This window comes from Leisingera sp. ANG-Vp (assembly GCF_000813725.1).
Classification (GTDB): domain Bacteria; phylum Pseudomonadota; class Alphaproteobacteria; order Rhodobacterales; family Rhodobacteraceae; genus Leisingera.
In genome coordinates, this window is record NZ_JWLD01000044.1 from 88540 (window position 1) to 100367 (window position 11828).

The window sequence follows — 11828 nt, forward strand, 5'->3', positions numbered from 1 at the left end:
CCTCGATGCCATCGGCATCCGCGCGCAGCACAGCTACAGCCTGCCCCTGCGGCTGCGGTGCAGCAGGTTCGCCAGCCAATGCCGGGTCTTGTGCAGCCGGTTCGGCCCCGGCGGCGTCCGCAGCATCCTGTGACGGGGCAACGGCTTCTGCTGCTTCCGTCTCAACGGAGGCCGCGCTCTCCTCCACGGCAGCGGGCGTGCTTTCAGACTGGTCCGCCGCCGGGCTGTCCGCAGGCTCCGAAACGGCAGCAAGTTCTTCGCCTGCAGCAGGCTGTTCTGCCCCGGCAGCAACGTCTTCCTGAACCGCTCCGGCTGCAGCTGGCGCATCCGGTTCGGCTGTTTCAGCCGCAGCCGTTTCGGCAGGCTGTTCCTCGGGCACGGCCGCAACCGGGCTCACCGGCGCCAGAATAAACGACGCGCCTGACGTGCTTTTCTGCCCGTCGTGTTCAGCCAGCAGCGAGACCACCCGGGCCTCGGCACTTGCCGGGATATTGGTCAGTGAGACAAACTCTCCCCCGGCGGGCACCTCAACCTGTTCCAGAACTTCACCGTCAAGAAGCACCGAGATCCGCACGCCTTCCTGGGCGCGGCCAGCGATCACCGCCGCTCCTTCGCTGTCGACCCGCACCAGATCCAGTTCCGGCGCCTCAAGAACAAAAATGTCCTCTTTGGCTTCAGGCTCCTGCAGCGCGGGCTCTGCAACCGCTTCGGTCTCTCCGGCAGTTTCGGCCAGGGCAATCTGCTCCCCGGCTTCCACTGAGGCAGCCTCATCCTGAGCTGTTTCCGTTTCATTTCCGCCGGTTAAAGTCTGTTCTTCAGCCACGGCGGCAGAGTCCGTCCCAGCAGGTTCTTCCGCCTCCGGGTCAACTTCTGCCGCTCCGGTTTCTTCCGGCTGGGCTTCCGTGCTTGCAGTTTCAGCCGCCTCCGGCTGTTCCGGCGCCTCCGCAGCCGCGGCAATGTCCGCATCTGCTTCTCCGGACTGGCTCAAGCCGTTGTTTTGCAACGGCTGCCCGGACTCGTCGCCGTCACCGGTAAACCCGCCGTCATTTGCGGCAGTTTGGCTGCCGCCCTGGCTGCCATCCGCCGCGCCGGGCTCCGGCTCCCCCGAGCCCAATATCCCCAGCTGAAACAGCACTACGCCGCCCAGCACCACGGCTGTTCCGGCAATACCGCCAAGTGTGAGGGCCCCCAGACCCCCGCTTCCAGATGCATCCGCCATTGCGATCCCTTCAAGAGTTGCGGAATGTGGCCTTCCGCTTAGTTGAGCAAACCTAGCAATCCCGCTATCACGGGTCAAAACACCAATTGCGTTTCACCTTGAAATTCCACGGAAAGGCTGGCCGATGAGCATCAAATCCGTCTGTGTCTATTGCGGATCCCGCGCCGGCGCGCAGCCCGCTTATGCCGAAGATGCGCGCGCGTTCGGCGCCCTTCTCGCCGAAAACGGCATGCGGCTGGTCTATGGCGCCGGGGATGTCGGTCTGATGGGCGAGGTTGCCCGCGCGGCGCAATCAGCCGGGGCCGAGACCTTCGGCGTGATCCCCAGCCACCTGGAGCGGCGCGAGGTCGGCAAATCCGACCTTACATCTTATGTGGTCACCGAGACCATGCACGAGCGCAAGAAGGTGATGCTGTGGAACGCTGATGCGGTGGTGGTTCTGCCCGGCGGCGCAGGCTCGCTGGACGAGCTGTTCGAGGCCCTCACCTGGCGCCAGCTGGGTCTGCATGGCAAGCCGATCGTGATCCTGAACACCGCAGGCTACTGGGACAAGCTGCGCGATCTGCTGTCACAAGTGGTCAGCGAAGGCTTTGCCGGCCAGGAGACCGCGGATCACCTGATCTGGGCCGACACGCCGGTGGCCGCAATCGCCGCTCTGCGCGACGCCCGCTCCTGACGCAGCGCCGAGACCGAAAACACCGCCACCGCGCTCCAGATAAGGGCAAATGCGATGCCATGCCACTGGGTAAAGGGTTCGGCGAAGACCAGCACAGCAACCATGAACTGCAGTGTCGGGTTCAAATACTGCAGCACCCCCACCGTGCCCAGCCGCACCCTCTTGGCTGCATAGCTGAACAGGATCAGCGGCAGGCCGGTCAGGATACCGGAAAACGCCAGCATGGCGGCATCCTGCGGACCCCCCATGAACCCGGCCCCGCCGGTCGTCCAGATCACCGCCAGGGCCACAGGTAGGATCAGCAGCACCTCTGCCGTCACCGAGACCACCGGCCCCAGCGGCAGTTTTTTCTTGGCGACGCCATAAAGGGCAAAGCTCACGCCAAGGACCAGCGCAATCCAGGGCGCAACTCCCAGCCCAAAGGCCAGAACCGCAACCGCCAATGCGGCCAGCCCAATGGCCGCGCCCTGCGCGCGGGTCAGCAACTCGCCAAAGACCAGCCGCCCCAGAAGCACGCTGAGCAGCGGAAAGATGTAGTAGCCGAGGCTCGCCTCAGTTGCATGCCCCGTCTGTACTGACGAGATGAATACAAACCAGTTGAGAGAGATCATCGCGGTCGCACAGATCAGAAGCAAGGCATGGCGCCAGCTGCTCAGGGCAGCAATCAAGGCATCAATCCGCCCCTGGGCCAGCAAAACTCCTGCAAAAAACAGGAAGGACCACAGCACACGGTGCGACAGCACCTGTTCGGGCGGCACATGCGACAGCGCCTTGTAATAGATCCCGGACAGCCCCCAGACCACGCAGGCTGCAATCATTGCCAGGATGCCTTTGGCCGACTCATTCATGGACTGCCCTCCCCGCCAACGCATGAGCGCCGCGCGGGCCGGTTGCAAGCCTCAATCGTGCCTGCCCCATTGGAAAGGCGCGTTAATCCCTGGCCCGCTCAACCACCGCCGCCAGGCGTAAGACCTGATTGTGCACCGCATCCAGATCCCCGGCGGCCAGCGCCTGGAAGTGGCTCTTGTCCACCTCGCCCACCTTGTCCATTACCTGCTCGGCCAGCACCTGCCCGGCCCCGGTCATCCGGACAATCCGGCTGCGCCCGTCCTGCGGGTTCGGCACCCGCTCCACCGCGCCGCGCCGCTCCAATTCAATCAGCACCTTGGTCATTCCGCCCGAAGTCAGCAGCGCCGACCGGTACAGCTCTGTCGGCGTCATTTGCCGCGGCGGTTCGTAGGCTCTCAGCGTCACCAAAACCTCAAAGGCGGCGGGGGTCAGGTTGAATTCCGCCAGCACCTGGTCAGTGCGGGCCCGGATCAGCTCTCCAATCCGGATCAGCGCAATTGCCATCCGGGATTGCGCACAGGCCGCCTCCGGCCAATGCGCCCCGATCCGGTCCAGCAGGTCTTGTACAGGATATGCGTCAGTCATAGGCCCTCCTGCCGTCACCGTAGATTTACCTTTCCAGAAAGGCAATTCCGCTTTATATCTTTCCAGAAAGATAAAAGGAGCTGCCATGACCGCCCTCGCCAATGCCCTGATCGACACCCTGCCCAAAGCCGAACTGCATCTGCACATCGAAGGCACCCTGGAACCTGAAATGATGCTGGCGCTTGCCAGGCGTAACAAGGTTGAGCTGCCTTACAAAGATGTCGAAGAAATTCGCAAAGCATATGATTTCAACTGCCTGCAGGACTTTCTTGACCTCTACTACCAGGGCATGTCGGTGCTGCTGACCGAGCAGGACTTCTACGACCTCACCTGGGCCTACCTTCTGCGGGTCCAGGCCGACGGCCTGACACATGTCGAGATGTTCTTTGACCCACAGGCGCATACCGGCCGCGGCGTCGCCTTTGAAACCGTACTCGGCGGCATCACTTCCGCGCTGGAGGATGCCCGCAAGGAGATGGGCATCACTTCCAAGCTGATCATGTGCTTCCTGCGCCATCTGCCCGAGGACGAGGCCTTTGACGCCCTTTCCTGCGCCTGCAAGCACAAGGACCATATCTTTGGTGTCGGGCTCGACAGCACCGAACAGGGCCATCCGCCCGCCAAGTTCGCCCGCGTGTTCGAGGCTGCCCGCAACGAAGGCTTCACCCCGGTTGCCCATGTTGGAGAGGAAGGCACTGCCGAAAACGTCCGCGAAGCACTGGATATCCTGAAAATCGACCGGGTCGACCACGGCAACCATGCACTGGACGACCCTGCCGTAACCCGCCGCCTGGCAGAGCAGCAGACCCCGCTCACCATGTGCCCGATCTCCAACTGGCGGCTGAAGGGCATCCCCTCCCTGTCTGCCAGTCCGGTAAAAAAGGCCTTGGACGCGGGCCTTCTGGTCACCGTGAACTCGGATGACCCTTCCTATTTCGGCGGCTACCTGAATGACAACTACCGCGCCGTGCACCAGCATCTGGACCTGAGCGAACAGGAGATCGTGACGCTGGCCAGAAATTCCTTTGCCGGCTCTTTCCTGACAGACGCCGAGAAACAGGCCCAGCTCGACAAGATCGACGCCCAATGCGGGACTTTGAAAAACCGCCTCTGAAATGCAAAACGCCCGGCCAAACGGCCGGGCGTTTCAAATTCCATGATCCCAGGATTACATCCGCGAAGCGACGTTCTCCCAGTTCACCAGGTTGTCCAGGAAGTTGGTCAGGTAAGCCGGGCGCTTGTTGCGGAAATCGATGTAGTAGGAGTGCTCCCACACGTCGCAGCCCAGCAGTGCGGTCTGGCCAAAGCACAGCGGGTTCACGCCGTTTTCGGTCTTGGTCACGGCCAGCGAGCCGTCTGCGTTCTTGACCAGCCAAGCCCAGCCGGAGCCGAACTGGCCCGCGCCTGCAGCGGAGAACTGCGACTTGAATTCGTCAACCGAGCCGAAGGATTCCACCAGGGCCTTCTCCAGCTCACCCGGCATCGCGCTCTCGCCCGGGCCCATCATTTCCCAGAACTGGTTGTGGTTCCACAGCTGGGAGATGTTGTTGAAGATGCCGTTCTGGGCAACCGCGCTGGCGTCGTATGTGCCGGTGATGATCTCTTCCAGCGATTTGCCTTCCCACTCGGTGCCGGCGATCAGCTTGTTGCCGTTGTCGACATAGGCCTTGTGGTGCAGGTCGTGGTGGTATTCCAGGGTCTCGGCCGACATGCCTTTGGCAGCCAGAGCGTCATGTGCATAAGGAAGATCGGGAAGTTCAAAAGCCATTTGGGCCCCCTGTGAAATAAGTTTGCGTTCCTGCGCAGATACATGCTGTGTGTGCGCTATCAGGTCAAGGGCCAAGACAGCAAATCCGCACAAGGTCTATGTGCATATTTCAACCATTCCGGAAAGTCCGGTTCGGCAGAGAGCCAGCCGCTTTTTCTGCCTTGGGTCAGATCCGATGATTACCGTTTCCGCTTTCCGGATACTGACTGACCACAGATGATGTGGCCGCCTTGCCGGGTATCCGAAAACACGGCCACGGCCGCATGAATTCGGCCTTTGCCCGATTCCGGATCAAAATCTGCCCGGTAGGAAGCTGCAGTCCTTCGTCCACTAGAGGTCGGCAGGTTCAGCCGCCATCTAAACCTCAGCATTCCATTTCTTCGCTGCTTCACCGGGACCACCACCGGGCCGCCTTCGCTTTCCCAGATATAGGGATCAGAGACCTCGACGTTTTCAAAACTGTCTAGAAACGTCAGGGAAGTCTTGCGGGGCACCCAGTTGCCGTATCCGTAAGTGTCAATCTTGCAGTTGAAAACCTCACCAAGCTCTGCAGCCCGGCTTTTTTCTGCCAACCCAGCCGTCAGTAGCAAAGACACCCCTAAGATCGGGAAAACAAGTTTCAACAATATGCGTCTTTCTTTTTCATATCTGTTTTGACGATAACGCTCTATTTGCGACTCGCGTCTGCGAAACGTCGGCGCTCGCCCCTGTGGTTATCCCTTGTGTCACCTTGCATTTGCCGCGCCCGCGCGGAGCGTTGCGGAACTCTGCTAGATGCGCGCGGACTGACAGTGTCTGGGTCTGCTTGTTCAGAACCCCGTAATACTGCGCTTTTGCAGTCGTGTTCACATTGCCGACAGGGATGCCGTCGACATACCAGGCCAAATCAACTGCCTTTTCGCTGCGCGGCGTTACTTTCCCGGCAATCGGCTCACCATACACCGTGTGAATGATGCCATCGTATACTTCGACAACCTGTTCCTGGCTGTCGAGCGAAACTATGATCCGGGGCGCAATCCAGCCATTGTTTGTAAACACTTTGATATCGCAATCAAATGTAGTTGTGCCGTCGCCGGCAAATGCTGCGGTCACGGAGGACAGCACCAGGGATGCCGCCAGAAAAATACGCTTCATGAGTTATTTCCGTCGTTCTATATCAACGTTTTGATGTAATAAGCAGTCGCCCAGTGCAAGAGCTAATTGCCCTCTAGCCGTTCTGGCCGCCCCATCCCTATCAGCCTGCGTCGATCCGCGCCAGCTGCGACATGGTACGCTGCATTCGGCAGCTTCCTGAACCGCGCGGCAGCTGGGCATCCGCAGCGGTCAGCACCGACTGAATGCTCATTTTCCGGTTGGCCGTGTTCAGCACCGCCCGGAACCGCGGCTCAGCCCGGCTTTCGCCGGGGGAAACCGCCAGCCCGGGCAGCGACCAGCTAAGCCCATAAGATGTGGCGCTGCGTTTCACCACCCTGGCGGGAGCAGACACGCCAAAGGCTGCATCTTCTACATCAGCCGTCGAAAAATCCTCAGAGAAATGAACGGTGATCCGGGCCGGGATCCAAGACGCCCCGGAGAGCGGTTTCAGGTCGCAGCTATAGCTGGTTCCTGCCAGCGCGCCCGTGCCGGCAAGCGTTAAAACCAATGCCAGCGCCCCGCAGTTCGGCACACTCATCAGATGCCCCCCAAAACCCTCTCACACGGCCGCGCCCCGAACCGGGAAACGGCTAAAAATCAATCTGTTGCAATCACTGCAAAGGTCGTTTTCCAGAGTCTGTTCCAGCGGAAATTGCGGCGCTCCGGATGTCTTTCAGCCACCGTAAATGACGCGCCATGGCGTCACAAGCAAAAAGCGAGTGACAATTTTATTAAACACCCGTGTCATATTCCGGGCTCGCAGCGCCGAAGCAAAGCAGTTGCCTGCCCCTTGGGACGACCGGACCGGGGCGGTTAAAGTCCGGTCCGGCAGACGACAGCCCTTAGCCTTCGCTAAGACTGCATTCCCCGATTCCGCGCGGCTGTGCCACATCCATGCCGTTGTACAAGACACTCATGTGCAGCTTCTTTTTCTTTACGTTGAACAGCGCTCTGAAATGGCCGTCGATCGTATGGACGCCATTGGACAAAGGAACATTGTTCACCGTCCAGGTCAGTTCGAAGATCCGCGCGTTGCGCTGGCTGACAGACGCAGCGATGGGTTCGCCATAGACCTCATGAATGATGCCGTCATACACATGCGCGCCCTCACGGCCGTCGCCCATGATCACGGCAACTTTGGGGGATATCCAGCCGATTGTCGTGTAAGGCGTCATATCGCAGATGAATGTTTCTTTTGCTTGCGCGGCAGAGGCTCCAATCGCAAAAGCCGCAACTGAAGCCAGAGTTTTTAGTATCTTCCGCATTCTTTAGCTCACCTCATTCCGCAAAAAAATTCTGCGCTTCCAGCTGGAGAAAGCCAGCTCGCTATTGATTAATGGCAGCCCACGGCTGCTTTATTCGAAATCAGAGAATTTCACCTGGCCCGGTTCAATTCAAGCTTGTACTTCATCCGGTTCTGATTTTTTGACCAATTACTGAGCTGCATCAGGTGTCCGTCAGTTTGCACTTGCCGATACCGCGCGGTTCAGGCCCGTGCATTCCCGGGAACAGCACATCCATGAACAGCTTGTTCTTCTTGAAGTTAAACATTGCCTCGTAAAACACATTGCCACGATGGGTGTTCTTCCAGCGCGGGACGTCTTCCAGTGTCCAGAAAAGCTTCACTGTTGCAGCAGAGCGAGGTTTCACAGTTACGTTTATTTGCCCGCCGTAGCGTTTGCCGATCAACCGGTCGTGAACCTTCGCCGTGGCCCGGCTGTCCCCGAACTCAACCGTAATGGTCTCAGGGATCCACTGCTCAAGCAGCGGCGCATATGTTGTCACGTCGCAAACGAATGTTTCTTTTGCCTGCGCGGCCTGCGCTCCAATCGCAAGAGATGCTGCGCTCAGCTATGCTGCAAATGTTCTTGTCATGATATTCTCTATTCTGCCCGCCTGGCAGGCAGCCCAGGTTCAATTCACAAAAAAAACGCCCCCTGCGCAGCAAGGGGCGTTCAAACAGCTAACTTCAAGTCAGGGTTTAGTAAACACCGACTTTCGACTGCGGGTGGGCGGCGGTGCTCAGCAGCTTGAACACATACTCGCCAACCGAACGGAAGCACACGATGTAGAAGCTTCCGTCCTCGTTCAGCCAGAAGGCGCCGGCCACCTGAGCCAGGCGCGAGCGGCGGAACTGGCCGGGCACAAAGGCTGCGGCGTCAAAGTCCACCGGGCTCACTTTGCCCAGCACTTCGCGCGCGCCTTCACCGGACAGGCGGAAGAAGGCACGGGCGTCGGAAACGTTCACCGCCAGCGCGTGCTCGCCCTTCAGTGCCTCAGCCACTTCAGCGGTTTTGGCAACCGCGTCCTCGTAAGGCACCAGAAGCAGCAGCTCGTCAGTGGACATCCAGGCGACAGCGCCGTTTTTGGCAACATTGACAGAGCCCTGAGCCGGAACCTCGGCGCCGGTGGCGGCTTTGACAGCCGCCTTCAGCGCTTTGGAACCCAGATCGCCGCGCAGGGTGATCATGCCCTGCAGGCCCGCGTCCTCGACTTTGGCGATCCCGGTATACTGGGCGCCATTCAGTACGGAAACAGCCTTAGACATTCTGCTTTTCCCCTTCCTTGTCGTAGAAGACCGGGTCAACGATCTTGGCTTTGTAGGTCTTGCCGTCGGTGCCCGGGAATTCGATCACTTCGCCCATCCGCTTGGGACCGTGCTTGACCAGGCCCATGGCGATGCCCTTGTTCAGGGTGGCGGAGAAGTAGGTCGAGGTGACCCGGCCGATCATATTGCGCTGGCCGTTGGCGTTGACGCCTTCACCCACCGCATAGGCGCCGTCGGGCAGCACGGAACCGTCGACGGTTTCCAGGCCAACCAGCTGCCAGCGCTCCGGATCAACCATGTGGGAACGGGCTTGCGCGCGTTTGCCCAAATAGTCTTCCTTCTTCTTCGAAAGCGCCCAATGCAGACCCAGATCCTGCGGGATCACGGTGCCATCGGTCTCGTCGCCGATCATGATGAAGCCCTTCTCGGCCCGCAGGATGTGCAGGGTCTCGGTGCCGTAAGGCATGACGCCGAATTCCTTGCCTGCCTCATACAGCGCATCCCAGAACGCCTGGCCTTCTGAGGCCGCAACCGCGATCTCATAAGACAGCTCGCCCGAGAAGGAGATCCGGTAAGCACGGGCGTCAAACCCGCCGATCTTGCCGTCACGCCATTCCATGAAGGGCAGCGCCTCTTTCGAGACATCCATGCCGCCGCCTGCAGCCGCGTTCAGCTTTTCCAGCACCTTGCGGGCGTTGGGGCCGACCACAGCAACCTGCGCGTACTGCTCGGTCACGTTGGCAACATAGACTTTCCAGTCCCACCATTCGGTCTGCAGCCATTCTTCCATCCAGCCGTGGATGCGCTCGGCACCGCCGGTGGTGGTGTGGCACAGCCAGGTGTCCTCGTCGATGCGGGCAACCACACCGTCGTCCATCAGGAAGCCGTTCTCGGTGCACATCAGGCCATAGCGGCATTTGCCGATTTTCAGCGTCGACATCATGTTGGTGTACATCATGTCCAGGAACTTGCCTGCGTCGGGGCCCTTGACCACCAGCTTGCCGAGGGTCGAGGCATCCAGCAGGCCGAGGTTCTCGCGGGTGTTTTTCACCTCGCGGTTCACCGCGGCATGACGGTCCTCGCCCGGGCGGGTAATGGCAAACGGACGGCGCCACTGGCCAACCGGTTCCCAATCCGCGCCGTTCCGGTCCATCCAGTCGGCGATCGGTGTCTTGCGCACCGGCTGGAAGATCTCGGCCCGTGCCTCACCGGCGATCGCGCCCAGCGAGATCGGGTGGTAAGGCGGGCGGAAGGTGGTGGTGCCCACCTGCGGGATTTCCGAGTTCAGGCTGTCGGCCAGAATGGCCAGGCCGTTGATGTTGGACAGCTTGCCCTGGTCGGTCGCCATGCCCAGCGTGGTGTAACGCTTGGTGTGTTCGACGCTTTCATAGCCTTCGCGGGCCGCCAGCTGCACGTCCGACACTTTCACGTCGTTCTGATAGTCCAGCCAGGACTTCATGCGCAGCTTGATGTCCGCCTTAGCCGGCATCAGCCAGACCGCTTCCATCTGCACTTCCGCCTCGGACTCGCCTTTGGCAGCCGCCACGGTTTTCGCCGGGAAGCCAGCCTCTTCAGCTGCCTTGGAACCAGCTGCCGCTGCGTCTTCCAGCAGCGCGCCCAGGCCGAATTCGCCGTTTGCGGCACCGGCGGGAACCACAAAGCCGGTTCCGTCATGGCCCAGCGGCGGACGGGAAGCATCGGGGCGGAAGTTGGCGTTCTTCTCGTCCCAGATCAGCTTGCCGCCGCAGTGGGACCACAGGTGCACCACCGGCGACCAGCCGCCGGACATGGCAACTGCGTCGGCTTGCACGGTTTCACGCGCGCCGCCTTCGCCGTTCTGGGCGCAAATGGAGACCTCGGTCACGCATTTGCCGTCCTTAACCTTGGCGATGGCACGGCCCAACTCAACGCGGATGCCCTTTTCGCGGACCGCTTCCATCAGCGCGCCGCCGCCGGTTTCGCGGGTGTCGACCACGCGGACCACTTCGACGCCTGCGTCATGCAGCACCAGCGCGGTGCGGTAGGCGTCGTCGTTGTTGGTGGCAACCACGACTTTCTGGCCCGGGTTGATGCCCCAGTTGACCACATAGTCGCGCATCGAGGCTGCCAGCATGACGCCGGGAACATCGTTGCCTGCAAAGGACAGCGGACGCTCGATCGCACCGGTTGCGGTGACGATGCGGGTCGCGCGGATCCGCCACAGACGGTGGCGCGGGCCGCCCTGGCCCGGCACGTGGTCGGTCAGGCGCTCATAGCCCAGGGCATAGCCGTGGTCATAGACGCCGGAGCCCATGCAGCGGTCGCGCAGGGTGACATTGTCCATGCCGCGCAGTTCTTCCAGAGTCTTTTCGATCCAGGCATCCGGCGCTTCACCGTCAATGGTGCCGCCGTCGACCGGCGCACGGCCGCCCCAGTGGCTGTTCTGCTCCAGCACCAGAACCTTGGCGCCGGTTGCCGCAGCCGCCTTGGCCGCCTGCAGGCCGGCAACACCGCCGCCGATGACCAGCACATCTGCAAAGAAGTAGAAGTGCTCGTAGGTGTCGGCGTCCTTCAGTTCCTTGTCGGGGGCTGCGCCCAGACCGGCGGACTTCCGGATGATCGGCTCGTAGACGTGCTTCCACAGCGGACGCGGATGGATGAACATCTTGTAGTAGAAACCGGCCGTCAGGAAGCGCGACAGCTTGTTGTTCACCGACAGGACGTCGAACTCCAGGCTCGGCCAGTGGTTCTGCGACTGCGCAGTCAGCCCCGAGAACAGCTCGGTGGTGGTGGCGCGCTGGTTCGGCTCGTAACGGTCGCCCACGCCCAGCTGCATCAGCGCATTGGGCTCTTCCGACCCCGACGCCACAACGCCGCGCGGACGGTGGTATTTGAACGACCGGCCCATCATCACCTGGCCGTTGGCCAGCAGTGCGGATGCCAGGGTATCGCCGGCATAGCCCTTCATGGACTTGCCGTTGAAGGTGAAGTCGATCTGTTTGGAGCGGTCGATCAGCCGGCCCTGATTGGCGAGACGCGTGCTCATGTGCTCAGACCTTTCAAAAGAAAA

The 11828-nt window shown here is 60.8% G+C and carries 13 protein-coding genes; 2 read left to right on the forward strand and 11 right to left on the reverse strand.

The genetic code is table 11. The annotated features are described in order from the left end of the window. Positions 1-1219: peptidoglycan-binding LysM (locus tag RA20_RS14575; protein ID WP_241482265.1), on the reverse strand; the 1219-nt coding region annotated here is incomplete at its 3' end. 124 nt (positions 1220-1343) lie between these two features. Here RA20_RS14575 and RA20_RS14580 point away from each other — a divergent pair. Continuing rightward, positions 1344-1895 (forward strand): LOG family protein, encoded by a 552-nt coding sequence (locus RA20_RS14580; RefSeq protein ID WP_039130140.1) that lies wholly within the window; start codon positions 1344-1346, stop codon positions 1893-1895. Here the strand turns inward: RA20_RS14580 and rarD are convergent. Together rarD and RA20_RS14590 are read right to left on the reverse strand one after the other, a co-directional pair. Further along, positions 1832-2743 carry an EamA family transporter RarD gene (gene rarD / locus RA20_RS14585; RefSeq protein ID WP_039130142.1) on the reverse strand — a complete coding sequence of 304 codons (912 nt, stop codon included), beginning with the start codon at positions 2741-2743 and terminating at the stop codon, positions 1832-1834. The two genes, RA20_RS14580 and rarD, sit on opposite strands and share 64 nt — an antisense overlap. A gap of 82 nt (positions 2744-2825) precedes the next feature. Then, complete coding sequence (locus tag RA20_RS14590) at positions 2826-3329, reverse strand: MarR family winged helix-turn-helix transcriptional regulator (protein ID WP_052249012.1); 504 nt, start codon at positions 3327-3329, stop codon at positions 2826-2828. Between the two features lie 85 nt (positions 3330-3414). Here RA20_RS14590 and RA20_RS14595 point away from each other — a divergent pair, with 85 nt between their 5' ends. Beyond that, complete coding sequence (locus RA20_RS14595) at positions 3415-4443, forward strand: adenosine deaminase (protein ID WP_039130145.1); 1029 nt, start codon at positions 3415-3417, stop codon at positions 4441-4443. A 54-nt stretch (positions 4444-4497) separates the two neighbouring features. On the opposite strand, the gene RA20_RS14600 is transcribed toward RA20_RS14595, so the two are convergent. From RA20_RS14600 to RA20_RS14630, 8 genes are all read right to left on the reverse strand, one after another. Further along, positions 4498-5097, reverse strand: a complete 600-nt coding sequence (locus RA20_RS14600; protein ID WP_039130148.1) for a superoxide dismutase — start codon at positions 5095-5097, stop codon at positions 4498-4500. Positions 5098-5276: 179 nt separating this feature from the next. Continuing rightward, entirely contained in the window at positions 5277-5720 is a 444-nt protein-coding gene (locus RA20_RS25420) for a hypothetical protein (RefSeq protein ID WP_152618522.1), read from the reverse strand. Positions 5721-5739: 19 nt separating this feature from the next. Next, positions 5740-6231: a hypothetical protein gene (locus tag RA20_RS14605; RefSeq protein ID WP_039130150.1), complete on the reverse strand. Its 492-nt coding sequence runs from the start codon at positions 6229-6231 to the stop codon at positions 5740-5742. Positions 6232-6331: 100 nt separating this feature from the next. After that, the gene (locus RA20_RS14610; RefSeq protein ID WP_039130153.1) at positions 6332-6769 is read right to left on the reverse strand and encodes a hypothetical protein; all 438 of its coding nucleotides are present in this window, start codon (positions 6767-6769) and stop codon (positions 6332-6334) included. A 304-nt stretch (positions 6770-7073) separates the two neighbouring features. Then, a complete protein-coding gene (locus RA20_RS14615) occupies positions 7074-7496 on the reverse strand; it encodes a hypothetical protein (protein WP_039130155.1) in 423 nt (140 codons plus the stop codon). A 181-nt stretch (positions 7497-7677) separates the two neighbouring features. Beyond that, positions 7678-8016 carry a hypothetical protein gene (locus RA20_RS14620; protein ID WP_039130158.1) on the reverse strand — a complete coding sequence of 113 codons (339 nt, stop codon included), beginning with the start codon at positions 8014-8016 and terminating at the stop codon, positions 7678-7680. 196 nt (positions 8017-8212) lie between these two features. Continuing rightward, positions 8213-8779 (reverse strand): sarcosine oxidase subunit gamma, encoded by a 567-nt coding sequence (locus tag RA20_RS14625; protein ID WP_039130161.1) that lies wholly within the window; start codon positions 8777-8779, stop codon positions 8213-8215. After that, a complete protein-coding gene (locus RA20_RS14630; RefSeq protein WP_039130163.1) occupies positions 8772-11804 on the reverse strand; it encodes a sarcosine oxidase subunit alpha family protein in 3033 nt (1010 codons plus the stop codon). The genes RA20_RS14625 and RA20_RS14630 overlap by 8 nt, the downstream gene beginning before the upstream one ends. Positions 11805-11828: the final 24 nt, after the last annotated feature.